This window comes from Portibacter lacus (genome assembly GCF_021533215.1).
GTDB classification, from domain to species: Bacteria; Bacteroidota; Bacteroidia; order Chitinophagales; family Saprospiraceae; genus Portibacter; species Portibacter lacus.
This window is the reverse complement of sequence record NZ_JAJNKA010000007.1, coordinates 86,890-113,789: the sequence shown is the minus strand read 5'-3', so window position 1 is coordinate 113,789 and position 26,900 is coordinate 86,890. Positions and strand designations below refer to the sequence as shown.

Below are 26,900 nucleotides of genomic sequence, written 5' to 3'. Positions count from 1 at the left end.
AAGGGAAGTTGAAGCAATTCCATTTTTATACTTTAATTTACGTCTATGAATCAAGCAAGTATCATGTCAACCTCTAATGTTTAATATTCTTATAATGAATTTTACATGGTAATGTAACCTATAAGAAATAAGCATGATTAACTTAGCAGAAAAACAGATTAGCATAACTACGAAATCTATAGTAAACACCAATTGAACATTCTAACTTCCAAAATTAAATACTCAAATGAAAAACTTAAGTTACTTCTTACCATTCATCGCTTTACTAATTATTTCTTGCTCTGAGCAGGAAGAAACTTCCCAGAAAAAATGGTATAAAGGCAATCTTCATACGCATTCTTACTGGAGTGATGGAGATGAATTTCCAGAAGTGATCATGGACTGGTATAAATCTAATGATTATCAGTTTGTTGCTTTAACAGATCATAATATCTTGGCTGAAGGAGAAAAGTGGAAGGTTATCTCACAGGATTCCATCTATATGGATGCCTTTGATAATTACTTAAAGGAATATGGTGAGGACTGGGTTAATTATAAAATTGATTCACTTGGAAGAACTCAGGTAAAGCTGAAAACATTTGATGAGTACCATGGTAGATTTGAGGAAGAGGAAAACTTCTTAATCATGAATTCAGAAGAAATATCAGATTACTTCGAAGGCAAACCTCTCCACATGAATGCAACCAATATTCGAGAGAAGATAGAACCTCAAGGTGGGAATAGTGTGGTAGAAGTACTTCAGAACAATATCGATGCAGTGATGAAGCAACGTGAAGAGTCTGGTGTACCAATGATTCCACATGTTAACCACCCTAATTTTTTCTATGCCATTACTCTGGCAGATATGATTGCACTTAAAAATGAAAGATTTTTCGAAGTCTATAATGGTCATCACATGGTGAATAATTCTGGAGACTCTATTAACATGTCCACTGAAGAAATGTGGGATAAAATTAACATCGCCTACATCAAGAAAGAAATGCCGTTAATGTATGGACTCGCTACGGATGATTCTCATCATTATCATGTGAATGGCAAAGAATGGAGTAATTCCGGTAGGGGATGGATTGTTGTACGTGCAGATTCGTTAAATCCAAGTTCTCTAATTAATGCGATGGAAGCTGGCGACTTTTACGCAAGTACTGGAGTTGAAATCAAAGATTTAAAAACTGACGACAAAAGTATTTCAGTTGAGATAAAGCAAGAGGCTGGCGAGACCTATGAAATCACATTTATCGGGTGCAAAAAAGGAAGCGAAGAACCAGAAGAGTTCATGACTATCAGCGGGAATCAGGCCAAATTTGAATTTACAAATGACATATCATTTGTTAGATGTAAAATTACTTCTTCGAAATTACATGAAAACCCAATTGAAGAATTGATATATGAAATGGCATGGACTCAGCCTGTGCAAGTTACAATGAATTAGCAACTTAAAAGTTATTAAATCTAGGAGTGACTAATCATTTCTTATAAATTATTCTTGGGTTAAATGTAAAGGTCGGACTTGAGCTAAGGCAGCTTATGCTCCATCGGCATTATACTATTATTTGCTTAATTTATTTATTTAAAAGTCTTTTCCCTCTTCAGAGCTTTTAAATGGCTAACTATCCATAGGTATTAAAAATAACCTTGTATTTACCAGTTAAGGACACCATAAGTGACCTCCTCCAAATTAATTCGTCTAAGTAGTATATCATTCAAATAAAAACTTAGGTTTTATGTTGTTTTAAGTTTTCAAAATGATATTTATTATTCATAACAAATCAAATTTTTAAAATGAAAAAAATCAGTATTCTACTTATTGCATTAAGTTTCTTTTTCGTTGGTGAAGTAAAATCACAAGCTTTCGACGTAAGTATGTTAGACAAAGCAATGGGCTTATTAGACAAAGGAAATAGTAAAGAATCATCTAAGGTTCTAGGTAATGCCATGAGTTTACTTACTAAAAATACTCAAGCTTCAAGCGGAGATTTTGCTTCCAAGATTATAGGTCAAGCGGGAAATCTTATGAAAATGATGCCAGCTTTAGAAGCAGGAACAGCTAATATCCCTGGAATCCAAAAGATCATTCAGACAATCAAAACGCTTTACGGTGCAATGCAATTGAATCAGATGGTAAAAGGAGGAAATCTACTTGGAAATACTTCTAGTTTATTATCTAATGTCAATTTATTGAAATCTGGGATGAGTATGTTCGAAGGCGGAAAATCTGTCGACAAGATCACGAAATCATTAGATAAAGTAATTAAGAAAGCACCAAAATTAGACAAAACAGGTTGGGGAGCAAAAATGGCACAAAAAGCTATTTCTAAGAAATTAGGTACTTCTCTAACTTTATTGAACGGATTAATTTAAACTAATGAAGTAATTCTATTACTTCCATATATTAACAAGAGTTTGGCTGCCCTTGACATCTACTAATGTCAAGGGCTTTTTTATGAATCCATTAACTTTAATAATATTTACAACCCTTAGTTTATGTTTCTTTATTAAAGTATTTTAGGTCAATGTTTTATCAGTAGAACATCCAATATTTAATAATACTTCGAAAAAAAATCTGAATTCTTTGTTGAGGCGAAACACTATTTAACATTTATACAAAACCTCCAGCCACAAGAAATTTCATTTTCTGCTGAATAGAACTTAAAGTTAGTGTTATTCTAATTTTGAAAAAACTCGAATAGAACCCACCATTTCACTTCAAAGCATCTTATCTTAGATCGATATTTTATAGCAGTTTTGATTTTGAGGGAAGTATTTAACTTCAATTCAGATCACAAGTATTAAAATTATGAAAATTGGAATTATAGGAGGCGGAATTACTGGTTTGTCAACGGCATTAGCGTTACAGAAAATTGGAATTTCATCCGTTGTCTATGAGCAAGCTAAAGCTCTAAATGAAATTGGTGCAGGTGTTTGGTTACAACCGAATGCACTGAAAGTCTTAGACTGGCTTGGAGTCAAAGATGATATCGTAAAACAAGGAATCGATCTGAATCGAATAGAAATAACTAATGCGCAGCTTAAGCCATATAAGCATATGGAAAGCAAAGTTGTTCAGAACGAAATAGGAAATAAAACCGTTGCTATTCATAGAGCCCGCCTACAGAACACTTTGTATCAAGAGGTAAGTAAAACGACCCAAGTACATTTAGATAAGACCTATACATCTCATACCATCAAGGATAATAAAATCAATATTCAATTTTTAAATGGTGAAGATCAAGTAGATATTTTACTAGGTGCAGATGGAATCAATTCTGCTGTACGACAAAATTTATTTCCTCATGCTGGACTGCGCAATTCTGGCTTAGTCTGCTGGAGAGGTGTCTCTAATTACCAATTGCCATCTACATATAAAAATCATGGTCTAGAAGCTTGGGGCAAGAACATACGATTTGGATTTTCAAGCATTTCGAGAGATGAAGTTTATTGGTTTTCTGTGGCAAAAAAAGATCATGTTCAGAAAGCATCCACAGTCGATAAGAGAGAATACTTAAGCCAATTGTTCAGTAATTTTGATCCAATTGCTTCAGAACTCATAAGCAATACGAATTCTAATGCTATTCATCAAGCAATGCTTTGTGATTTAAAGCGTCTTCCGAGTTGGCATAATGAAAAGGTATGTTTAATAGGTGATGCTGCTCATGCGACCACTCCCAATATGGGACAAGGTGCTTGCCAAGGAATAGAAGATGCTTATTATATAAGTAATCTGCTTGCCCAATCGAATTTAAGTCCAAGTGAAACCTTCCATCAATTTCAAAAAGAGAGAAGAAAAAAAGTTGATTATATTGTCAACACTTCATGGCAATTTGGAAAAATGGCGCATAGTTCCATCGGCCAACCACTCATGAAATTGATGATGAAGTGGACTCCAGAAAGTGTTCTGAACTCGCAGATGAATAAGTTATATGCAATTGAGAAGTTTTAATAAAAAATTGACAATTAGTTTAAATTAGAATTATTATCTCTTTCTTATTTTTCAATTTTATCAAGAATTGCTTTTGCATTCTGTATGAGTTCTTCATCCTTTCCTGACTGAATAAAATCTTGAAGGTTCCGAATTGACTCCGTCTTATTATTTTGTTTTAAATAATAGAGGCCTAAGTAATATTGACTTTCAGTCGCATAAGGAAATTCCTTTCCTTTAATCTTTTCCAAATTCTGAATCGCAGCATCTAAATCACCATTTTCACCATAACAAATACCTTGATAAAAAACGATAGACAAATCATATTGGTCTTTAAGACGCTCTTCGAATTTTTCAGCTGCTAAGACATAATTCTCACTTTCGTAAGCAGTGAAACCCTGAGTTTCCGCATTGTTAATCGAATTTCTAGAAACAGGACGATAGCTATTAGGTAAGGGCTCATAGAAAGATGCATATATCGCTTCATTAGGATTTCCACTATTTACATATCTCACTAAAATAATCGTCGCTAGCAATAATAGTATTCCTAACCCTATCAAGATCCATTTATTAGGATTCTTACTATTTGTTATATTGGATTTTCTGTTTAACAGCAAGGTTTTCAGCCTCCTTCGCTCATCTTCTAAAACTACTTCAGCAAGATCATCTTGAAAATTGACTTGTTCATCGAAGTCAGGATCTGATTTTCTAAGCGAATTGAATACATTAGTTTCAGCTTCACTTAAACTTCCCTCTAGATATTTGTCTAATAGATCTTGCTTATCCATTTAAGCATTTTTTATTAAGTTTCTTAATTGCTTTATGCATCTTGATTTCGAACTTTTTACAGAATTCTCATCTTTATATTCACTGATCTCAACTATTTCCTGCAATGTAAGCCCTTCATAGTAGAAGTATTTCAATATTTTCTGACAGCTTTTCCCCAATAATTTAAAATGTTTATAGAGTAATTGCTGTTTCTCGTTTAACTCGGCGTCCTTAATTTCATATGGTTCGATATAATCATTTGAAATCTTAATATCTTTCTTCTTTATTCGTAATGAATCGATCACTTTATATTTTCCAATTGCCCAGATGTAAGTTTTAATACTACCATCTAGAATTTTCAATTTTCCTTGCATGATATTTTGATATAAGGCAATGATACTGTCTTGGAATGCATCTTCTAAATCATTTTTACTTAATCCATAACCTCTATAAAAAGCCATAAATGAATCTGAGTAAGAATCATAGATTTCCTTTAGCGCGTTCTCATCATTTCGCTGAATCCGTCTAATATAATCCTCCTCTTTTCCACTCATATAATCGGGTAACTTTTAATAAGTTAACAAAATGCTAAATAAATTATCGAAAGACTCTAAAATACAACTCCTCACAACTTATCATATATTTTTTATCAAATTTTGTTAACCATTAATTTTTGCTCCGATAATGAAGTAAAAACAATAGAAAATGACAAATACAAAATCTTTTTTACACATTAACACCAGGAAACTATTTCATCTGATGATCTTAGGAGTTTTCATTTCTTTGCTTCAGTCATGCGGAACTACTGATATTCTACCTGATCCAACATTAGAAGTGACAGTAAGTAATGACCAGATGGTGGACTTTGGTACTGAAGTTACCCTTAATGGATTTGCTAATCATTCAGCTGGAGAAAGCACGGAAGTATTATGGGAAATTGTATCTAAGCCTAACAATTCTAATCTTGCAATTACTGGATCAGATCAAAATAGCATTCGTATTCTACCAGATGAATTAGGAGAATATGTACTTCGTTTCACCGCTACAAGTAGTGACGGCTTATCAAAATTTGATGAGGTGGTCATAACCGTTATTAAATCACCAGTTAGACTTACAGGCTTTATAACGAGTGATTTGGTTCTTGAAAACATTTATGATGATCCGAATGATCCAGATTACATCGTTTCAGAAATTTTATTTCTAGGAGCACAAGTGACCATAGAAGAAGGTGTATTGATCATCTTCGAAGAAAATGCAGGAATTGAAATTCAAACTGATGGTTCTATGATTGCCGTCGGAAGTGAATCAAATCCCATAGTCATGACTGGCGTTCAGCAAACAGTAGGATTTTGGAAAGGATTAAATTTTGAATCCAGAAATCCAAAAAACAATTTGAAATTTGTAACAGTCGAATATGGTGGAAGTGGCGGATTTGATGGGGCAGATAGAAAAGCAAATATTACAATTAATGATGCAATTGTTGAAATTTCAAATTGCTCAATTACCCATAGTGAGGGCCTAGGATTGTTGACGAGAAATGAAGAAGATGAACTTCCTGGGTTCAAAAACAATGTGCTTTCTAATAATGCTATCCCGATGCAAATAAACAAATCTCAGTTTCATTTCTTAGATGCAAGCAATGATTATAGTGGAAACGTGGATGATTATATTAATTCTTGGGGACAGAATTCACTTTCTGAAAATGTTACTTGGAATAACCTCAATGTTCCTTATCGCTTTAGTCCAGGGTTCGAAAGAATTGAAAGTGATCTTACCATTGAAAAAGGGACTGAGTTTATTGGTCAGCCAAATGGAGGACTCTTAATTCTTACTGATGGTTCTATTGTTGCAATCGGCAGTGAATCAGAGCCTATCACTTTCAGAGGTGAACAAGACGTTCGAGGTTATTGGATGGGTATAAGTATTGCTTCTAATACCAATAGAAATGAATTGGCTTATGTAATCGTGACCAACGGAGGTCAAAAAGGTTTTGATGGAGCAGGTAGAAAAGCAAACATAATTATAGAGGATAACTCACGATTGAAAATGAGTAACTGCACATTGAGCAAAAGTGGAGAATATGGACTCATTGTACGTGAGTTAAAAAGTATTTTGACAAATTTTGAAAACAATACAATTACCGATAACATAATTCCAATTGAATGCAAAATGAATCACTTTCAGTATTTCGATAACGCTTCAGATTTAACTGGAAATGATAAAGATGAGATTCTAACATCATGGGCTAACTTTCCAACAGATATTGACGTAACCTGGAAGAAAACTACCGTTCCATATAAGCTTTCTAGACCTGATTACATAGGAAGTAAAATTACAATTGAACCAGGTGTGGAGATTATAGGAATGGATGATGCTGGCATCGAAGTCAGAAGCGAAGGAACAATAATCGCTATGGGGACACCTTCAGAACCGATAATTTTCAGAGGCGAAGAGAATGTGCAAGGATATTGGAGAGGAATAAGAATTTTCTCTAACAAGCCACAGAATAGGATGGAACATATTCAATTGTTTAATGGAGGCTCAAGAAGTTTTTATGGTGAGGATAAAAAGGCTAGCCTCGAAGTTGCTGATAACGCAATGCTCCAGCTCCATAATTCTGAGATTTCAGAAAGTGATGGATATGGTGTTTATGTTAAAAAAGATGGACAGTTGTCTGAAAGTGAGAATACCTTTGTGAACAACAAATATGGTTCAATTTTATACGACGATTAAATTTGAATATACATTTATATTTTAAAGAACTACTGAATAATTATAAAAATAGAGGTAACTTAATTGCCTCTATTTTTTTTGAAATGAGATATTTAGTGAAATTCATATTGTTTAATTTAATATTAGGCTTCTGGCTTCCGAATTCCTATGGGCAGAAATCTGAATTTGCTGCTATTTCTGATTCTTTACTTTACCAAAAAGACTTAAATGGTGCTTTGAAAATACTTAGTTTAAGTATTGAAAAGAGCAATAAAATTGACCTAAGAAAAAAATACCTTACATCTATATCTGAATATCAGCGAAACTTTAATGCAGAGCAATTTCCAATTACGAAGTCTATTATTGACACTATTTTAAATGAAGAAAATTTAGCGCCTATTGCTAAGCAAGTTTATTTATATCATTTCATGTCTTCCTTCTCAAGAAGAGTATTAACGAATGAAGAACGAATTTTATATTGTGATCAAGGTTTGATGCTTACTAAGGAATCGATCCCAATAGACACAATGTTTCTAATACACTTTATGTACGAGAAAGCGATTTCTAGATCCGTAGATTTAGAATATCAGGAAGCCATAGAAGAAATGAAAACATTGGAGTCTCTTTGTAATAGCTTTTCTGATACAGACCCTAATATGCTTCCTAAGATTTATTATAGATTAGCTATTCTTCACAGAAAAATAGAGGCTAGTTTCGTAGGTAAAGGCTATGAGTATTTAGAGAAGGCAGAGCAAAGCTTTCTCGCCCTAGATAGACCTGATACTTTTGCTCTAGCAATGGTGTACGGTTTACTGAGTGATGTAGCTTGGGATTTCAGAGATTATGAGAAAGGACTAAGTTACGTAAGAAAGTACAAGACTTTAAATGCTAAAATAGATCTTGATCGCTACATGGATCCTACAGAACAAATTGAGAATAAATACCATCTTTTATATAAAGAGATGCAATTTTATCTAGAAGATCAAAAAGAGATGGCATTAAAAACGCTGATGGAAGCAGAAAAAGACTGTTCCGCATATCTAGATAACGATAACATAAGACTGAGCATGGCTGCGATGTACAATATGATGGGAGAACTATACATTCGATCTGCTCCTGAAATATCTGCCCCTTATTATAAAAAAGCGATAGAAACACTAAATCAAAAACTATCTATTTATCATCTGCAATTTCTTTTCAATTTAGGTAAAGCAACATTATACAGTGGGAAAGCTCAAGAAAGTTTAACGTATTCAAATGAGTTAGTAGATCTTGCTGAAGAACATAACCAAACTAATTTGCCCCATTATTATTTCCTTAAAGCACTTGCTTATATTAAGCTTAAAAACTTTGATCAGGCTTTGGAAATTTCATATAAGGCGCTGAAAAACTTAGACCCATCTTGTAATCTTAATTTGATAACGCACGAAGGACTACACACATTTAAACCAATAGTTCACCATGTAGTTAACATTAACCTTCTTTCTAAAATGGGCTTAGAGTTTCTAAATGGTTTCCCCAATGATACAAAGGCACTAAGCACAGCGAACGCGCTGTTCCAACTTGGAATCATGGAATACGGCAAATCTATTAAGGCAAGCAAGGTAACGAACTACACTAAAAGAATGTACGAAGATCTGGTCTGGGGTATTATCAATACGAAAGTCTATTTAAAACCAGGTGGTTTATCTTTTGCTGAATTGATTGAGTTTTCAGAAAACACTAATGAAAAATACTTATGGACAATTCATAAATCAAATAATGATCCCGAAGTTTTCTTTGAACCTGAATTACTTGAAAAAGAGGCCAGTATTAGAACAGAATTAGTTCAATTAAAACAAGCAGCTATTTCTGACACATCGATAGATTTGAATCAGAAGATTTTTGATATCAACTTGGAACTTGAAAAAATTGATCAACAGAAGAGGAAGACTAATTCCTCCTATTATGATTTCGAAGAAGCAGTATTTTCATATGAAACATTTAGGTCTAAAATCGAGCCAGGGGATTTGATTTTGAAATACGAATTTATATTAGACTCCCTATATCTTTATAGCATTACAAGAGATGAAATTTTCGTTAGTAAAATTCAGCAGGATTATTCTTTGTTAGATAATATAGAGCTGACTTACAACATGATATCAAATCCACTTTCCGATGTTGATTCTCTAAAAGAAAAGCTAGAATTACTGGCTACCATCTTGCTTCCAGAGATCGATTCTGAAATAAGTAATGTATTCATAAAAGCAGATGGGAAATTGAATCTCTTGCCATATGACCTTTTGATAAAGAATGGAGAATATCTAATCGAGAACTATAATATTGGATATATAAGTGCGCTGGGGCTGTATGAAAATATGACAGGACATGAATTCCTTTCTAATGCATTGGTTATTTCACCAAGTTATAATAACGCTGTTAACGTAGAAGGCCTTCTTGCTGAACGCGGAGATGAATTTAATCTATCTGGAGCCTTAGAAGAAGCTAGTGTCATTAATAAAATTTTAAAAGGAAATATGCTGCTGGAAGAGGACGCGCTTAAATCCAAGTTTCTTAAAATAGCTGCGGATTATGACCTCCTCCATTTTTCTATGCATTCAATGCTTAATGATACGGACCCAGAATTAAGCAATCTTGTATTTCATGACGGTGAGTCAAATAATAAATTATTTATTAGTGAGTTATATGGCATGAAATTGAATGCTCACATGGCAGTATTGTCTGCTTGTAATACTGGAATAGGAGAGGAAGTAAGAGGAGATGGGATTGTTTCTTTGAATCGGGCTTTCACATTTGCTGGAGTGCCTAGTGTAATATCTAGCCTTTGGAGTGCCCCAGATCATGCAACCAAAGAGATAATGGTAGATTTCTATGAAAATTTAGACGCTGGTTCTGCTAAACCTATTGCACTAAGAAATGCAAAAATGGAATATTTGAATAGTCAAAAAAATGAGCGATTTGAACATCCTTACTATTGGGCAGGTTTCGTAACTTACAATGATCCTTCGCCGACGAAAATGGAAAACAAAATTATGAATTTCAACTTTTTAATCATTGCTGCATGTCTATTTTTAATCGGCTTCGGATTGTTTTGGATCAGGAATAAAGGGAGCCGGATAATTGCTTCGAAAACCTATTAGAATAAAAATCTAAACCTACCTTTTGGTTTTGTGATTTATTACAGATAAATTGAATGATGAACAGATCGCCATTTTCATATTTCTGATTCAATATTCGTAAATTGGAAAAGGTTGATTATTAAAAACAAGACAAATATCAAAACATGAAAGCTACTCCCAAACACAATGAAAGAATAGCGACAATGACTTTTTCATCTGTCTATCCGCATTATGTCACAAAAGTAGAACGGAAAGGTCGCACAATAGATGAGCTCCATCAAGTCATTGAATGGCTTACTGGTTTCGATGATCAAAAGATTCAAGAGCTAATTGAAGAAAAAATAACTTTTGAAGAATTTTTCAAGAGAGCCGAATTAAATCCGAATGCGGACCTCATTAAAGGTGTCATCTGTGGATACAGAATAGAAGAACTGGAAAATCCACTAACAAAGCAAGTTCGATACTTAGATAAATTAGTCGACGAATTAGCTAAAGGTCGAAAGATGGAAAAGATATTGAGACAACCTAAAATATAAATACAAAGCGAGATTTATCTATCCCGCTTGAATCCAAGGCAATTCCCTTACTGTCTACAGAGCATACTCGATTTTGCTTCTATTTGGTAATTACTCAAACTTTATATAATTTACAGAAGGAATATGTAGCACTAACCCCGCGACCTTATTTCAAATGTAAATACCCAGTTAGCTATAATCTAACTTCCACTTTACCAAATCATTCAAACCAATTCGCAAATGAAAAAGAATAGATGGATTTATGCGACAGCACTTATTTCGACCATTTTCTTTATGTCCAGTTGCTTCTTCTACAAGACCGTATCCATAGAGAATATTTCTGAAACATCGATCGAAGCGCTTTCCAAACAAAAGCAATTTCTTACGCTCCAAGAGGAAGGTAGTGATGTGATCTATCTATTGGAAAATTATACGATTGAGAATGGAATGATAATAGGCAATTTAGCTTTATCTACTGAAAGTGACCATCCTGGAAATCAAAATTCATTTATAAGAGCAAGAGGCAAACATGCTAAGAACTATCTTCATTTATTTACACTTACATCTCTAGAAGCAGGTCCTCTAGAAATACCAATAAGCAGCATCAGTGATGTGAGAAGTCACGAAGGAAACTTTATTGCTTCTACATTAGCCACACTCGGCGTGATAACCGTAGCAGGTGTCGTGGGGATTGTGACATTCTTAGCAATAGCTTGTAGCTGTCCACATGTAGCTACTATTAATCCTGATGGAAGCACTGAATTTCAAGGCTCTCTTTTTCCTGGTTCAATTTTTAAGTCGTTAAAGAGAAAGGATTATCTAGTTTTGAATAATGTTGAAAATAGTGATGAAGACTTGATTACTGTTCAAGTTTATAATGAATTAGATGAAATTCAATATATCGACCAGATAGAATTGTTAGCCGTAAAGCATGAACAAAATCATATTGGTCTACTGGATAATAAAAATTTAATTGCTTACAATATTGGTGAACTTCCTACAAATGCGATCACTCAGATAGACAGAAATATCACAGAAGTTCTACAATTCAGAGATGAACAAGGTTATGATTTTGACGATCCTGCAATCGAAGAAAACTTGAATAGCATTACACTTTCTTTTAATACTGCCAATGTTAATGAGCAAGCATTATTGGTTATTCGAGGTCAGCAAACTGAATTACTTGAACAGACTGCAGAACTATTCTTCCAGCAATTTGGAAGTGAATTTTCTACTTGGGTGGAAAAAATGAACGATAAAGATCCTTCGAATTATAATGAAAATGCCATTAAACAAGGTATTTCTCTCAATGCATTTATCAAACAACAAGGAGAATGGAAGTATTTCGGAAACTATGAAAACGTGGGCGCAATGGCACAACGAGATCTAGCAATTCCGATAGATCTAAGTGGAATAAAAGGTGAAGTAGAAATCAAACTCGAAGCGGCTTATGGGTTTTGGTCACTAGATATGGTTACACTAACCTCTGATTACACATTAGACTTGAATGCTTCCCCGCTTGAGTTAATTTCAGCGTTCAATCAAGATCACGAAGATGTGAAGAAAAGCTTAGATCATCTGGATGAAAACCATATCGTTCAAGCATTAAAAGGAACTTCTACCACTTTAAAATTCCGAGTAACCGATGATGAAAATTCAACTTATATCTTATCAGGAAGTGGTTATTATAATCATGAAAGAACTTACGCTAACGCTCCAAATTATAAATTTCTGAGAAAAATGAAGATGACAAAACATTCGACTCATCAATTGGCACAGATGGTTCGATTATATGAAGATATGCATCTTGCTTCTAATCAATAAACATTGAAAATGAGAATAGTCACAGGCTTAGAATTTCGGACAGTTCAGGTGTTCATGTTTATCAATATTTGGATCAGCGGCATTAGATTATATCGCAATCCCATAAAAGCATTCAAGGCGAGTAAGCAAATGATCCAAAAGTTTATGGATCATGCTGAAGGTCAAAATTTGCATAGAGGTTTTTATCTAAAAGGAAAGTACACTTGGGACATGTTTAATCCACATTGGCCATCGAAAGCATTTAATAGATTCTACACAACACAACTTCGAGAACATGGCCTGCTAAATCAAGATCAGACGAATATCAGAAGGCTTCTAATTGCGATTACTAAAAAGTGCCCTTTACAATGTGAACATTGCAGTGAATGGGATACGCTGAACGAAAAAGACCAATTCACATTAGATGATTTTTTCAAGAAAATAGACGGATTCGTTGATGATGGAGTATCACAACTTGTTTTCTCTGGCGGAGAACCTTTGATCAGGTTTAATGACTTAGTGGAAATGATCCAGAGATATCGAAATAAATGTAACCAGTGGGTCTATACTTCTGGCTACCAACTTACACCTGAAAAGGCAGAGAGGCTAGCGGCAGCAGGATTGAATGGTGTTGCTATCAGTTTAGACCACCATATAGAGGAATTTCACAATCTATTTAGGGGAAATCAAAAGTCCTTTCAATGGGTTAAAGATGCTGTGAAAAATTGTAAAGACGCTGGACTAATGGTTACCATTAATTCTTGCCTGACGAAAACTTACCTTAACGACAACAATACCGATCATTTAATTAATCTGGTTAAAGAGTGGAACGTTCCTATCCTTAATATTCTGGAACCAAGAGCTGTAGGACACTATGCCAATAAAGATGTAGAACTCTCTATACGTGAACAACAAATGATCGAATCTAAAGTCCGTCAATATAATAACAAAAAGCATCTTGAATACCCACTGATTTCCTATCCTGCGATGTTCCGAAAAAACCTTCCTTGCGGCGGAGGTAGAAGCTATCTTTTTCTTGACTATGATGGTACACTTAGCCCTTGTCCGTTTTGCAAAACACCGATTAAAAACCACCTCGAACTAACTAATAAATGTGAGATTGAAGCAGTGTTAAACTAAATGGATCAAATTAACAAAACCACGAAGGACAGAGCTATTCAGGTTCTAGTTCATTCCTTTAGAAGCAATCCTGGAGCGCTCCGAATCATGAAAAAAGATAGTAGATTTGATAAAAGACTCTACGAACTATGCTATTTCTGCATCACCATGGCAATGAAAAAAGAAGGGGCCTATATCACTTCAGATCAGAAAGGTGTTGCTTTACTTTTCAATAGTAAGCAGAAAGTACCACTGCTATCTATGCTTTCATCCTACATCCGGCTTGGCACAAGATGTATCGGGTGGGATAGGGCACTCCCTATTTTGTGGAAAGAAAACATCATACAAACAAAACGGCCAAAGACAGAATACTTGCATTTTTGGATGCTTGGAGTAGAAGACAATACTTTCGGTCTTAGAACAATCATAGAAATCAGAGATTATGCCTACGGACTTGCAGATTCGCTTAGACTTCCTATCATTGCCGAAACAAGATTAGAAAAGAATCGAAAGGTTTATATGCGCTATGGTTTTAGAATTTACAATACTTGGAAACCAAAATCAGAAGCTAATGAAGTAAGTTTCTTAATACGAGATCCTAATTCTTAACTGATCCGATTCTTATAAAAAGTAGTCTCTTCCTCATATTCTGGATGATTGGTCTTGAAAATTTGATCCCAGAGATTCAAGTAAAGCCCAAAATTATAATGGACATACCTATGATGCTGGTTGTGGTGAATAGAATTATTGAAAATTTCGAACACCTTGGCCTTCTTCGGTCTTAACTCATATCCCGAATGTCCATAAACACTCATCAACATGAGAAAAACAATAAAACCAAAAAGTACATAATTATTCAATGGTAAAATGAGAATTATAATTGGCAGAAAGCCTATCTGTATAAATCCTTCTAATGGATGAAAGGAAAATGCAGAAAAGGGATTCGGAGTATGTGACTGATGGTGCATGAAATGAACCTTCTTGAATATGGGTTTCCAATGCAAAAATCGGTGACTTAAGTAAAAATAAATATCATTAATTCCAAACAGTAGAAAAATACTCAATACTAAATATCCATAACCAAAAGATAAAACACCTTGATATGTTTTTGCCCATCCCTGATATTCAAAGTAGTCGATCAGTCCACCAACAAAAGCAAATATCAGCAAGGAATAAATTGTCCTTATAACTTCACTTCGTTTTAGAGCTTGCTCGTAACCTAGTTTATTGATGGCTAAATTTTCGAATTTACTCGGCGAATTCTTGAATACCATCCAAAATAAGACGATCGAAATAATCGCCATTAACGGTATGATAATCGCCCAAATCATAATGTAGCATTTTCAAGCTCATCCCAATGCTCCCAACCATTATTTCGCAATAAGTTAAAATGAGAAAGATAGGCATTATATAAACTCTCTTCGTAGTTGTACGTTAATCCAAATTCTTCAGCAGTCTCCTTTACTAATGTTGTGATAGCTTTATAATGTACGTGATTAATTCTAGGAAATAAATGATGAGCAATATGGTGATTAAATCCGCCCATTAACCAATTGATAATGAATTTATTCGTTGCATAATCCGTCGTCGTCAACAATTGGTGGTGAGACCATGAATGCGGCATTACTCCATTTTCATCAGGAAGTGGGAATTCAGAAGTAGAAGCAACATGTGCTGGAACCAAGGCTAGTGTTATGGTTATACCAGCCATCCAGTTCATTAAGATATATGCAATGACCACCTGCCACCATTGAAATTCGGCAAATATTAACGGTATGACTAAGATGTAGGTAAAATAAAGCACCTTGAAAAGTAAAATAAGAAAGACCTCCACCTTGCTAAAGATTATTCGAATAGAAGAACCTTTTCCTTTATTTCTTAAATCTTGGAAATCTCTAAAAATAAGCCAAAATAGGGTATAGTTCAGAAAGATAAAAGGCATGTAAAAATGCTGATATTTATTCACTTTTCTAATCTCATCTGAGGGAAATATTCGCACGAGCGGCGTCTGTTTTAAATCAGCATCCTCATTTAGGATATTAGCGTACTGGTGATGTGATTCAACATGCCTTTTCTTCCATATCGCTGAACTTGCACCTAAGAAATCAAACGTATACAAAAACAACTTATTAACCCACTTCCGTCTGGAGATGATACTATGAGCAGCATCATGGGCTACATTAAGACCGATAATGATGGCTAGCGGTCCCATTAAAATATATCCACATAAAGTATAAATAGATGGCTCATGGAAAAGAAACACAAAGTAAAAACCCACATATGCAGTAAACAAGAAAAGCGCTTTACCGTAAAAACTAGCATTGGCAAACTTTGACTTTTGTCCTGATTTAAAATAATTTTCAACCTTCCCTTGCAAGACCACTAAGAAGTCATCCTTTTCAGGCTGATACTTAATTCGATCATATGTTTTATAGTCTTTGGTCATTGCATTATGAAATATTCATACTTTATCATCCCAAGATACGAAAGAAATGGTTCTATATGATATAACTATTAAGCTGGATATTGTTATCCAAATACTCAATTAAGTATAAAATCCTGGTCGTATTAAAATACAATGTAATCGCGAATTAATATTTTAAACATTATAGCCTACATAATTAAAACATGCTAGATTAACTGATAGATCAATCATGTTAAGTATTTAAATATGAATGACTTGCAAGGATTTCTTATTATTTCTAAGACTTCATGTTAATATATAACCTTGCCATATTATTAATTATAAATTGTTTTTATCAATTAATTTAATGAAATAATGAAAAAGCAAATTCAGGTTTTAATTTTATACTTGGTTCTATGTGGGTGTGAAACCACAATTCAAAGTAAAGTTGTAGATCAAGAAACAGATAGGGCTAGTTTACTGAAAACAATAGATCATTGGACTCAGGGTTGGGAAAATAAAGATGTAAACCTAGCCATTCAAGATTATGCTAATGACATTGATTGGACTAACGCATTCGGAGATAGAGTTACTAATAAGGAAGAATTAAAACAACTCCTTGAAGTCATTTTCGGATTTGATTTTGTTATGTTAGGTCAAACCGAGTATGTTGAAAATGATATTGAGTTCTTAGATCAAAACTATGTAACAGTTCGATCTAAAAGCATAAGAAAAGGACAGAAAAATGGCGATGGGAGTCTAATGGCAGACCGAATTGTCAACCATTTAAGAGTTTATCGCCGAGATAAGGAAACTTGGAAAATAGTAAATCACATGATTAGTCAGGTCCATGAAAAAAGATAACTTTCATAGATCACATAGATTACTTCAGCTCAGTTCATGTAAAAACATTGACAATCAACTACTAACATGCACCTTTTGTTTTTCTAATTATTTCAATGTAGAGATTCTCATTCGTTTGCGTATTTTTGCATTTTTAAAATCATACGAGAGAAGTGAAAGTCTGTATTGCAGAGAAACCAAGTGTAGCGAAGGAGATTGCATCCGTTATTGGAGCTAAGACTAGAAAAGACGGCTATTACGAAGGAAATGGCTACCAAGTTACTTGGACATTTGGGCATTTCTGTACCTTACTGCCTCCTCAGGATTACAACCCTCACTGGAAAAGATGGGATCTAGATACACTACCGATGCTGCCTGATCACTTCGACACCAAACTCATGGGAGATAGTGGTGTAAGAAAACAATTCAAAGTCATTAAAAGCCTCTTCAAAAATGCATCCGTTGTCATTAATTGTGGTGATGCCGGGACAGAAGGAGAATTGATTCAACGATGGGTAATAAAAGAAGCAAATTACAAAGGTGAAGTCCAGCGGTTATGGATTTCTTCGTTGACCTCAGAAGCGATTAGAAAAGGCTTTGAAGATCTAAAGCCTGCTAGCAAATTTGATAATCTATTCTATGCTGCTAGCTCCAGAGCCATCGGTGATTGGTTGTTGGGGATGAACGCCACTCGGTTATACACCTTGAAATACGGAGGGCACAAGCAAGTACTTTCTATTGGCAGAGTGCAAACACCTACGCTTGCTATGTTAGTGAAAAGATACCAAGAAATTGAGAATTTTGTACCGCAGCCATACTGGGAATTACATACCGACTATCGAAATGTAACTTTTAAAAATACGACAGGAAGGTTTGAAAAAGTAGAAGAGGGCCAAGCCTTACTAGAACAGATCAAAGGAAAGGATTTAGTTATTACCCAAGTTGAGAAAAAGGAAGGCAAAGAATATGCACCTAAATTATATGACTTAACTAGTCTACAAGTGCATTGCAATAACAAATATGGATTTTCCGCAGATAGAACGTTGAAGATTGTTCAGAAACTGTATGAAATGAAGGTGGTTTCTTACCCCAGAGTCGATACGACCTACTTACCAGAAGATGTCTATCCTAAGATTCCGAGCATCCTTAAGGGTTTGACCAATTACAGTCAGTATACGGATGAAATCTTGAAAGGAAAGATCAGAAAGTCTAAGAAAGTTTTCGATGATAAAAAGGTAACTGATCACCACGCTATCATTCCGACAGGTGAGCAACAACATTTGACTGGGGAACAACAGCAAGTTTATGACATGATTGCAAGAAGGTTTTTTGCAGTCTTTTACCCAGATTGTAAAGTATCCAAAACAACCGTGAAGGGGAAGGTGGAAGACGTCGAGTTTGGTGCTTCAGGAAAGGAGATCCTTGATGAAGGTTGGAGAGTACTATTTCCGAAGAAAGATAAGTCAAATAATGAATCTTCGGATGATAAAGATGGAGATGATGACAATGTTTTGCCCGCATTTACAGAAGGAGAGCAAGGTCCTCACGAACCTAGTTTACTTGAGAAAATGACCAAGGCGCCATCATATTATACGGAAGCTTCATTACTTAGAGCGATGGAAACCGCAGGGAAGCAAGTGGATGATGACGAACTTCGTGAACTCATGAAGGCGAATGGAATCGGTCGACCATCTACGCGTGCGAATATCATTGAAACTTTGTTTAAGAGAAAATACACCTACCGTAGGAAAAAACAAGTTTTGCCGACGGAGATGGGAATTCAGTTGATCGAAACCATAAAGAATGAGTTGCTTATTTCTGCAGAGCTTACTGGTCAATGGGAAAAACACCTGAAGGAAATTGAACTCGGAACATATAGCCCGAAGCCATTTATTCAAGACATGAAGAAAATGGTAGACGACTTAGTAACTGAAGTGAGAATGGAAAAGAATGTGCAACGCTTCAAGACGGTTGCCCCTTCCTCATATGCTAAGTCTTCTGGAAAGTCAAAAGCGAAAAGGAAGCCAAGTAAGAAAGCTGCACCAAAGGCAGCCATGCAGTGTCCGAAATGCACTAAAGGAAGAGTTGTCAAAGGGAAGACCCGATATGGCTGTACCCAATACACTTTCGGTTGCGACTTCGCAATCCCATTTGAGATAATGGGAAAGACCATTAGTGATAACCAGATCAAGCGACTTGTTGAGAAAGGATCTACCGTAAAACTCAAAGGATTTAAATCCAATGAAGGAAAAGTGGACGGAATGATCATCATTGATGAAAACAAGAAGCCACGTTTCAAAGGTGTAGGAGAAAAAGCGAAAAGTTCAGCAGCATCCACTGGACAAGCTAACAATATGCCGGCATGTCCTAAGTGTAAGAAAGGAACTTTGATCAAAGGGAATACAGCTTATGGTTGCTCTCTATGGAAATCAGGCTGTGATTTCAAGTTCTCATTTGCAGATATCAAAGCCAAGGCAGCTGGGCAAAAATTGACCAAAGACTTAGTTTTAAAAATTATAGCGAGTTGAATACCTTCCTCTAACAAACTTACCCATTCATTCTAAAAATTTAACAACTTAGTATAACTTGGTCAAATGAAATCGAATTTGCTCCACAACTTACTCTGCGTATGCTTCATTTGCCTACTTCCTTTCATTGCAAATTCCCAAATCAAGAGGAAGGAAGTCAAGAACATTGTCTTCATTCTCGTAGATGACTTAGGTTATTCTGATGTTGGCTACATGAATCAAAAACATGGAGTGACTACCCCGAACATTGACAAACTAGCTAAAAGTGGAATGGTCTTCACGAATGCATATGCCTCTTGCCCTGTTTGTTCACCGACACGTGCGAGTATTCTTACTGGTAAGTCACCTGCCAGCCTAAAGATGACGTGCCATATACCAGGCATGGGCATGGAGAAATATCTAAAGCAAAGAAATAAAGGTAAGAAGTTGATGGAAGCTGAATTTATCGATCATCTGCCGTTAAGTGAAGTAACCTTTGCAGAAGTTCTGAAAGACAATGGATATCGAACAGCTTTCCTCGGAAAGTGGCACTTAGCTGGAGAAGGTTCAGCATACACAACCGATGGTGTCGTTAATCCGGAACTTCATCCAGACGGTCAAGGATTCGATTTGAACATTGGAGGTTGTGCTTATGGACAGCCTGCCGATTACTTCTCGCCATATCGGAATGCAACTATTACAGATGGACCTGACGAGGAATATCTTACAGATCGGCTAGGGGAGGAAGCATGTCAATTTTTGGAGGCGAATCAGGAGGATGCTTTCTTATTATATCTTTCCTTTTATACTGTACATACACCACTTCAAGCACCTAAAGAAACCATTGACAAATATGATGGAAATAAATATCTGGCAATGCTGGACAAAATGGATCAGAACGTTGGTAAAGTGATGAATAAAATCGAAGAGCTTGGACTTAGCGAAAACACACTTATTGTTTTCTATTCTGATAATGGTGGTCTCCAAAACAATCCACCGCTTAGAAATAAAAAGGGTTCCTTATATGAGGGAGGCATTCGAGTGCCATTGATTTATAGTCTTCCAGGCGTTGTACCTAGTGGCACTACTTGTGATGTTCCTTTCACTAGTATAGATATATTTCCAACTTTCATGAAGGCGCTTCGTATTCCTAAGTCTAATTACAAAGACATAACTTTAGAAGGGGAAAATATGTGGTCAATAATTTCGAAGCAGAAATCAATGAAAGATCGAGCGATTTACTGGCACTTTCCACATCATCGGAATAATGAAAAATGCATGGCTTCGGCAATTCGAGAGGGCGACTGGAAACTAATTTGGGAATTTGAAACGGATGAATTAAGTCTATTTAATCTGAAAAATGACATCGGTGAAGAAACGAATCTAGCAAACCAAGAAACAGACAAAGCACAAGCTCTATTAGGCAAATTAAAGAAATGGTTAATTCAAACAAATGCGGAAATGCCTTTGCTTAATCCAGACTATTAAATGGATGATAACTGTCATTTGCTAACCCGCAATTGAATCATAAAACTCTTGCACTGATTATGCATTAACCGTTTGGATCATTATGAGCGCATCTCCAAGAAAGAAAACATTCCAGAATCTTAGATTTTCATAAAATTCTTCACAATGACTGTTTCTTCCTTTTCTACCTTTAGAATATAATTTCCCTTGTTCAGCAATGAAATGTCCATAACTAAGTCCTCTTCATTAACGATTATTTCCTTCACTAAAACCCCAATTTGATTAAAGATAGAAACCTTAGCATCTTCTAAAGTACCCGTATGAATGCTTAGTTTATCCCTTGCTGGATTAGGAAATAAAAGAATAGTTTTATTGTCAATGTTTGTACGAATATCGATGATCTCACTGAATTTGAAATTGCCATCTACATCAATTTGACGAAGTCTGTAATAATTGATGCCTGCCATAGGTTCTTGATCTACAAATTGGTAATCAAGTTGAGTTGATGAATTTCCGGAGCCTTCTATAAACCCTAGATTAGTCCAAGAAACAGCATCACTGCTTCTTTCCACCTCAAATCCTAAGTTATTTCGCTCATTAACAGTCTGCCAAGTCAAATGACTTTTATCATTTCTATTTTCTCCATCGAAAAAGGCTAACTCTACTGGCAAAACACTAGCGCCTCCGATTGTAATGCTTTGTACTGGACAAGGCTCACCTCCTAGACCAACCCAGTTGCCCACCGTTGTACTCTTCGGTGCATCCGTATTAGACGATTCTAAATAAAAAGGCTGACCACTAAAAGCCAAAACCCAACCAGGCCCAGCAGGTTCATAGTAGACAGAGATCTGAATCCCAGGCATACCTGTAACCGTTCCTGATCCATCATATGCTGGCTTCCCGTTAATCATTCCTATATAAGTTAGACTATAAGTTGACCCTCCAAAACAATCACCTGAGACTTCTATTTGAGACAAACAGGTAGCTGAAAATAAGATCGAAAAGATAAATCCGAAGTAAAGTTTTTGTATCATGTGTATGTATTTAAGCCACGAATCTACATTTTTTAGTAGGATTTTATTTGATGCTAAGCGCTTAAAAACATCTTTTTAATTCATCTTTTCCTTATTCGACAATTAGATGACAAATCCTTTATCACCCTTTTTTACACAAATGTTCTTGTTAAAAAAATATATATTTTTCCTCAATTACATAGTTCGATATCACATATGCGATGCTAGGGTATTAATTTAAATAATGAATCCTACTACCTGAAATCCACCTATAAAATCACATAAATTCCATTACGCAACCTCTGCATTCAACTCCTTCATAATTTCTGCAAACAATTTATACGATTTCATCCGATCTTCTGCAGCATAAATATTAGTCACTGCAATCAGTTCATCTACCTGAGTCGTCTCCATAAAGGATTTGATTCCAACTTTTACAGTTTCCTTACTACCGATGAATGTATACTTCAGCATTTGTTGGACTGCAGATTGTTGTATTATTCCTCTTAGCTGCGCGTTCATTTCAACTGGTGGCTGCATTCGGTCTCTTTTTCCTGTCAATAAATTAATGATCATGGTATAAAGTGAAGTTGAAATGCGTTCTGCATCTTCATCCGTATCCGCTACGATAATATTGACCCCAGCAAGTGTATATGGTTTATCTAATACCTTCGAAGGTTGAAACTCTCTGTGGTAAATTTCAAACGCCTTGATTAAATGTGCCGTTGCAAAGTGACTCGCAAAGGCATAAGGCAATCCTTTCTTAGCAGCCAAGTGAGCACTATCTTGACTTGATCCTAGTATATAAATTGGAACAGAAACACCTTCTGCTACATTGGCACGAACTTTTTCGCTTGCATTCTCCGTGGAAAAATAGTTTTGTATCTTTTGTACTTCGTCTGGAAAGGACATCGCTGCTTGGTAAAAATCAGAACGAATTGCTTTGGCAGTAGCTTGATCAGTTCCTGGCGCTCTACCTAATCCTAGATCTATCCTTTTCGGGTAGAGCGTCCCCAATGTGCCAAATTGTTCAGCAATAATTAATGGAGAATGGTTCGGTAACATAATTCCACCAGACCCAACTCTTATTCGTTCCGTTCCTTCTGCAATCTTCCCAATCAATATAGACGTCGCACTACTTCCTATTGCATCCGAATTATGATGCTCTGCTAACCAATATCGAGCATATCCTTCTGTATCTGCTAACTGAGCAAGAGCCAATGAGTCATCGAAGGTTTCAATCAAAGTTTTCCCATTCGATATAATGGCAAGATCTAAAATAGAATATGCAGTTTCTTTATTTAGCATTATTTTTTTTATTGAATAAGACAGATGGAAGCATCAATGTGTTTTAGAAATTAGGCCTTTTTTACAAGTGATTAAGTCTTCATTCAGAAAACGATGAACTAAGTCATTGGGCAACATAAGTTTATCTGATTTTATGTCAATTTTTGAGAGACTAGTCATTTAGGATTCCTTACTTCTGCGACTTTTCGATGCCATAAGAATGATAACATTCTTTCCTTCCATTAAAAAATTGACCTAAAAAAATATGACCTAAATTGTCATAAATACGCTTAGATGAGTAGTAAAAACACCTTACCATGTGCTCTTAATCTATAAAGGGAGGTGATTCCTTCTGTAAAAAAATATAACATGACTAAGTTCAGCTTCTTATTTACTATCCTTTCCATACTTTTCATTCCTATATTATCGGCACAATTAACTCCTGAAGAAGCTGTTGCTGGAATGGGCCGAGGAATCAACTTGGGAAATACGCTAGAACCGCCTACGGAAAGTGCTTGGAACAATGGACCTGCTCAAGAATCTTACTTTGATGCCTACCTGGAAGCTGGATTTACCAATATCAGAATTCCAGTTAGATGGGATAAGCATACAGCTAATAATGCCCCATTTGAGGTTGATGAATCTTGGATGGATCGAGTGGAACAAGTCATTGACTGGGGGTTAGATCGTGGATTTTATATCACTATGAATGGACACCATGAAGACTGGCTGAAAACCAACTACGATAATACAACACTAAGAGACCGTTACGAAGCTATATGGGTACAAATAGCTGAACGATTTAAGGATAAATCAGACCATCTTCTATTTGAAATCATCAATGAGCCAAATGGAATGACCGTTGCTCAAGTAGATGATCTAAATGAAAGGATATTAGCAATTATTCGAGCGACTAATCCAACTCGAATTGTGATTTATGGAGGCAATATGTATGCTAATGCGGAGCAGCTTTTCACAGCTAAAATTCCAGATGATGACTACATCGTCGGTTACTACCATGCCTACGATCCATGGCAATTCTCGGGCGAAGGAATGGGAACTTGGGGAAGTACATTTGACTACCAACAAGTCACAAATAAATACCAATCGGTGAAGGAGTGGTCGGACGCTAATGGGATTCCTATTCATCACAGTGAATTCGGTGCCGTTCATACCTGTGATTTCAATTCTAGGATGAGGATATATGCCCACAATGTAGAACAATGCATCATTAATGGCATTGCGTTTTCCGTCTGGGATGATGGAGGTGATTTTGGAGTTTTAAATAGGAGGGATAATTCTTGGCCTGAGGTAAAAGATATCTTAGTACACTACCACGAGGATTCTCCGAATCAAATTTTTTCCACTCTTCAACAAGATGAAACGACTAATGAGCCAGCAATAAAAATTGAATGGAATAATCGAGCAAGCAATAATGGGGCTTTTATAGTTGAAAGATTCAATGCAGATTCGAATTCATTTGATCAGATTGCTGAGCTTCCAGCTGATGCTACTTCTTATTTAGATGAAGAAGTGGATAGAGCAACAACCTACACCTACCGGATGTACACCACGAGAGCTGATGGAACAATTCTACATGGATATCCGACGAGAATATGGATTAGTGATATGGTGCAATCTTCATTTAATGAGACGCCCATTGCCATTCCTGGTGTACTAGAAGTTGAAGAATACGATAATGGTGGGGAAGGATTAGCTTATCACGATACAGATGCAGCTAATATTTCTGCTGGTTTTCGATTAGATGAAGGTGTGGATATAGGATCTTATGGGAGTGGATATATTTTAGGATATGTGGCGCAAGGAGAATGGATCGAATATACTGTTGATGTTGCTGAAGCAGGAACCTATACGGTGAATGCTGAGACAGCATCCGAAATTGCAGATGGTAATTTCAGTATCACTTTTGATAAGAATAATGCAACGGTGGACTTTACAACACCTAAAACCGGAGGTTGGGTAAATTTCCAAGAAATTACAGCAAACGATGTTATAGACTTAGAGGCTGGAAAACAAACTATGCGTCTAATGATCAATAACTTTAATGCTTTTAATTTAGATCATCTGACTTTTAATCTCCAATCGGTAAATGTCATTGATCTGGAAGCTACACAAGCTGGATTTCATATTTATCCGAATCCTGCGAAGAATAGTTTAAATGTGAAGTTAGCTGCGGAATTTGAAAAAAATAGTCAATTGTTGCTTTTCAATGTCACAGGTGAAAAAATTGGAGTATTTGAAATAAATGGAAATTTTGAAGCCATTGATATCAGTCAGATTCCAAGTGGTATTTACTTCCTCCATCTGATAAATGACGATGTAAATTTGGTTCACCGGTTACTTATTCGTTGATTTGCAGTGGGAAAATACTAGAAATTGTCTTTGGAATACCAATTCTCTCATTCAAAGCAACCTTTTCAGAAAATTATAGTTTAACAACATTCTTTAGGGAATTAAGAAAGTAGATATCGTAAAGGTATGACTATCTCTATTGATGTCCTCTAAATGCATTTTCAATTAATTAAAATATAAAAATGAAATTAAATTTTTTAGTCATAATTGCACTAAGTTTTTTCGTGATCTCCTGTAATCAAGAGACACCAGCTACTAGTGATGTAGATACTGCTCCTGAAATACAAAACCAAGGTCACCAATTGATCTATGACATGGTTCAGAAAGTAGGAGATTTTAGTCAATTTCAGGATAAGAAAAATGTAGTGTACACCTACACTTATCAGACACCTGATGGCAAGAAGGATGTCTCTACTGAGAAGTACATCTTTGAGAACGAATTATCTTATGGAAAATATGACCAGCATGAAAGAACTTTAGCAGACTTGGAGGGAAGTATCGAACAAGGCTATGATGGCTCAGGATACTGGCTAAGACATAATGGCGAAAATGTAGACGATGAGGCTGCATTAAAAAGAGTTTCTTTCAATAGACCTACGAATTATTACTGGTTCACGATGATGGCGAAATTATTAGATCCAGGTTTAATTTATGAATATCTAGGTGAGCGTAAAATGGAAGGAAATGATTATGATGTTGTTAAGGTCACATTTGATACAAAGGATGATAAACCTAAGGATATATACCAGCTTTATATTAATAAAGAGAGTGGGATAGTGGATCAATTTCTATTTACGGTTGCTGAATTTGGCAAAGTTGAAATTCCGTTGTTAATGAAGCTTAAGTATGAAGAAGTGGATGGTATTTTGCTTCCTACCATCCGTAAGTACAAAGCATCTACATGGGATGCTGAAGTTAGTGAAGAGCCATGGATATTGGTAAACTGGACCGATATCAAATTCAATACAGACATCACACCTGAGGATTTTAAGAATTAAGTAATGAAATAGGTCACGGTCGAGTGCATGCACGATGATGACCTAAATTATTGTTT

The 26,900-nt window shown here is 35.6% G+C and carries 20 protein-coding genes; 14 read left to right on the top strand and 6 right to left on the bottom strand.

What is annotated here, in order from left to right; translation table 11 throughout:
* The first annotated feature begins 226 nt into the window (after positions 1–226).
* The 3 genes from L2586_RS13390 to L2586_RS13380 all read left to right on the top strand — a co-directional run bounded on the left by L2586_RS13390 (position 227) and on the right by L2586_RS13380 (position 3,937).
* Positions 227–1,429 carry a PHP domain-containing protein gene (locus L2586_RS13390; RefSeq protein ID WP_235293419.1) on the top strand — a complete coding sequence of 401 codons (1,203 nt, stop codon included), beginning with the start codon at positions 227–229 and terminating at the stop codon, positions 1,427–1,429.
* Between the two features lie 350 nt (positions 1,430–1,779).
* The gene (locus L2586_RS13385; RefSeq protein ID WP_235293418.1) at positions 1,780–2,358 is read left to right on the top strand and encodes a hypothetical protein; all 579 of its coding nucleotides are present in this window, start codon (positions 1,780–1,782) and stop codon (positions 2,356–2,358) included.
* A gap of 436 nt (positions 2,359–2,794) precedes the next feature.
* Entirely contained in the window at positions 2,795–3,937 is a 1,143-nt protein-coding gene (locus L2586_RS13380) for an FAD-dependent monooxygenase (RefSeq protein WP_235293417.1), read from the top strand.
* Positions 3,938–3,981: 44 nt separating this feature from the next.
* On the opposite strand, the gene L2586_RS13375 is transcribed toward L2586_RS13380, so the two are convergent.
* The gene (locus L2586_RS13375) at positions 3,982–4,704 is read right to left on the bottom strand and encodes a tetratricopeptide repeat protein (RefSeq protein WP_235293416.1); all 723 of its coding nucleotides are present in this window, start codon (positions 4,702–4,704) and stop codon (positions 3,982–3,984) included.
* On the bottom strand, positions 4,705–5,238 hold the full coding sequence (locus L2586_RS13370; protein WP_235293415.1) for an RNA polymerase sigma factor: 534 nt from the start codon (positions 5,236–5,238) through the stop codon (positions 4,705–4,707).
* A 151-nt stretch (positions 5,239–5,389) separates the two neighbouring features.
* Between L2586_RS13370 and L2586_RS13365 the strand changes: the two genes are divergently transcribed.
* From L2586_RS13365 to L2586_RS13340, 6 genes are all read left to right on the top strand, one after another.
* A complete protein-coding gene (locus L2586_RS13365) occupies positions 5,390–7,417 on the top strand; it encodes a PKD domain-containing protein (protein ID WP_235293414.1) in 2,028 nt (675 codons plus the stop codon).
* Positions 7,418–7,512: 95 nt separating this feature from the next.
* Positions 7,513–10,536, top strand: a complete 3,024-nt coding sequence (locus L2586_RS24685) for a CHAT domain-containing protein (RefSeq protein WP_235293413.1) — start codon at positions 7,513–7,515, stop codon at positions 10,534–10,536.
* A 143-nt stretch (positions 10,537–10,679) separates the two neighbouring features.
* Positions 10,680–11,051, top strand: a complete 372-nt coding sequence (locus L2586_RS13355; protein ID WP_235293412.1) for a DUF2200 domain-containing protein — start codon at positions 10,680–10,682, stop codon at positions 11,049–11,051.
* A 219-nt stretch (positions 11,052–11,270) separates the two neighbouring features.
* A complete protein-coding gene (locus tag L2586_RS13350) occupies positions 11,271–12,854 on the top strand; it encodes a hypothetical protein (protein ID WP_235293411.1) in 1,584 nt (527 codons plus the stop codon).
* Positions 12,855–12,863: 9 nt separating this feature from the next.
* On the top strand, positions 12,864–13,973 hold the full coding sequence (locus tag L2586_RS13345; RefSeq protein ID WP_235293410.1) for a radical SAM protein: 1,110 nt from the start codon (positions 12,864–12,866) through the stop codon (positions 13,971–13,973).
* Positions 13,974–14,561: a hypothetical protein gene (locus tag L2586_RS13340; protein WP_235293409.1), complete on the top strand. Its 588-nt coding sequence runs from the start codon at positions 13,974–13,976 to the stop codon at positions 14,559–14,561.
* On the opposite strand, the gene L2586_RS13335 is transcribed toward L2586_RS13340, so the two are convergent.
* Positions 14,558–15,283, bottom strand: a complete 726-nt coding sequence (locus L2586_RS13335; RefSeq protein ID WP_235293408.1) for a sterol desaturase family protein — start codon at positions 15,281–15,283, stop codon at positions 14,558–14,560. The genes L2586_RS13340 and L2586_RS13335 overlap by 4 nt on opposite strands.
* Complete coding sequence (locus L2586_RS13330; protein ID WP_235293407.1) at positions 15,280–16,398, bottom strand: fatty acid desaturase family protein; 1,119 nt, start codon at positions 16,396–16,398, stop codon at positions 15,280–15,282. Before L2586_RS13330 ends, L2586_RS13335 begins: the two co-directional genes overlap by 4 nt.
* A 333-nt stretch (positions 16,399–16,731) precedes the next feature.
* Here L2586_RS13330 and L2586_RS13325 point away from each other — a divergent pair, with 333 nt between their 5' ends.
* From L2586_RS13325 to L2586_RS13315, 3 genes are all read left to right on the top strand, one after another.
* Positions 16,732–17,220, top strand: coding sequence for a hypothetical protein (locus L2586_RS13325; RefSeq protein ID WP_235293406.1), 489 nt, complete (start codon positions 16,732–16,734; stop codon positions 17,218–17,220).
* Between the two features lie 152 nt (positions 17,221–17,372).
* Positions 17,373–19,727 (top strand): type IA DNA topoisomerase, encoded by a 2,355-nt coding sequence (locus L2586_RS13320; protein WP_235293405.1) that lies wholly within the window; start codon positions 17,373–17,375, stop codon positions 19,725–19,727.
* 66 nt (positions 19,728–19,793) lie between these two features.
* Complete coding sequence (locus L2586_RS13315) at positions 19,794–21,194, top strand: sulfatase (protein ID WP_235293404.1); 1,401 nt, start codon at positions 19,794–19,796, stop codon at positions 21,192–21,194.
* A 119-nt stretch (positions 21,195–21,313) separates the two neighbouring features.
* On the opposite strand, the gene L2586_RS13310 is transcribed toward L2586_RS13315, so the two are convergent.
* Both L2586_RS13310 and L2586_RS13305 read right to left on the bottom strand, forming a co-directional pair.
* Positions 21,314–22,207: a T9SS type A sorting domain-containing protein gene (locus tag L2586_RS13310; RefSeq protein WP_235293403.1), complete on the bottom strand. Its 894-nt coding sequence runs from the start codon at positions 22,205–22,207 to the stop codon at positions 21,314–21,316.
* Positions 22,208–22,477: 270 nt separating this feature from the next.
* Positions 22,478–23,494, bottom strand: coding sequence for an LLM class flavin-dependent oxidoreductase (locus L2586_RS13305; RefSeq protein ID WP_235293402.1), 1,017 nt, complete (start codon positions 23,492–23,494; stop codon positions 22,478–22,480).
* A gap of 348 nt (positions 23,495–23,842) precedes the next feature.
* Between L2586_RS13305 and L2586_RS13300 the strand changes: the two genes are divergently transcribed.
* On the top strand, positions 23,843–25,846 hold the full coding sequence (locus L2586_RS13300) for a cellulase family glycosylhydrolase (RefSeq protein WP_235293401.1): 2,004 nt from the start codon (positions 23,843–23,845) through the stop codon (positions 25,844–25,846).
* 182 nt (positions 25,847–26,028) lie between these two features.
* Positions 26,029–26,844, top strand: coding sequence for a DUF6503 family protein (locus L2586_RS13295; RefSeq protein ID WP_235293400.1), 816 nt, complete (start codon positions 26,029–26,031; stop codon positions 26,842–26,844).
* The last annotated feature ends 56 nt before the right edge of the window (positions 26,845–26,900 follow it).

Bases quoted from the DNA above. Each gene is read 5' to 3' on its own strand.
- L2586_RS13325 (WP_235293406.1), top strand. From the start codon at position 16,732: ATGAAAAAGCAAATTCAGGTTTTAATTTTATACTTGGTTCTATGTGGG.
- L2586_RS13380 (WP_235293417.1), top strand. From the start codon at position 2,795: ATGAAAATTGGAATTATAGGAGGCGGAATTACTGGTTTGTCAACGGCA.
- L2586_RS13385 (WP_235293418.1), top strand. From the start codon at position 1,780: ATGAAAAAAATCAGTATTCTACTTATTGCATTAAGTTTCTTTTTCGTT.
- L2586_RS13370 (WP_235293415.1), bottom strand. From the start codon at position 5,238: ATGAGTGGAAAAGAGGAGGATTATATTAGACGGATTCAGCGAAATGAT.
- L2586_RS13340 (WP_235293409.1), top strand. From the start codon at position 13,974: ATGGATCAAATTAACAAAACCACGAAGGACAGAGCTATTCAGGTTCTA.
- L2586_RS13295 (WP_235293400.1), top strand. From the start codon at position 26,029: ATGAAATTAAATTTTTTAGTCATAATTGCACTAAGTTTTTTCGTGATC.
- L2586_RS13305 (WP_235293402.1), bottom strand. From the start codon at position 23,494: ATGCTAAATAAAGAAACTGCATATTCTATTTTAGATCTTGCCATTATA.
- L2586_RS13365 (WP_235293414.1), top strand. From the start codon at position 5,390: ATGACAAATACAAAATCTTTTTTACACATTAACACCAGGAAACTATTT.
- L2586_RS13330 (WP_235293407.1), bottom strand. From the start codon at position 16,398: ATGACCAAAGACTATAAAACATATGATCGAATTAAGTATCAGCCTGAA.
- L2586_RS13310 (WP_235293403.1), bottom strand. From the start codon at position 22,207: ATGATACAAAAACTTTACTTCGGATTTATCTTTTCGATCTTATTTTCA.
- L2586_RS13335 (WP_235293408.1), bottom strand. From the start codon at position 15,283: ATGATTTGGGCGATTATCATACCGTTAATGGCGATTATTTCGATCGTC.
- L2586_RS13390 (WP_235293419.1), top strand. From the start codon at position 227: ATGAAAAACTTAAGTTACTTCTTACCATTCATCGCTTTACTAATTATT.
- L2586_RS13315 (WP_235293404.1), top strand. From the start codon at position 19,794: ATGAAATCGAATTTGCTCCACAACTTACTCTGCGTATGCTTCATTTGC.
- L2586_RS13350 (WP_235293411.1), top strand. From the start codon at position 11,271: ATGAAAAAGAATAGATGGATTTATGCGACAGCACTTATTTCGACCATT.
- L2586_RS13375 (WP_235293416.1), bottom strand. From the start codon at position 4,704: ATGGATAAGCAAGATCTATTAGACAAATATCTAGAGGGAAGTTTAAGT.
- L2586_RS13345 (WP_235293410.1), top strand. From the start codon at position 12,864: ATGAGAATAGTCACAGGCTTAGAATTTCGGACAGTTCAGGTGTTCATG.
- L2586_RS13355 (WP_235293412.1), top strand. From the start codon at position 10,680: ATGAAAGCTACTCCCAAACACAATGAAAGAATAGCGACAATGACTTTT.
- L2586_RS13300 (WP_235293401.1), top strand. From the start codon at position 23,843: ATGACTAAGTTCAGCTTCTTATTTACTATCCTTTCCATACTTTTCATT.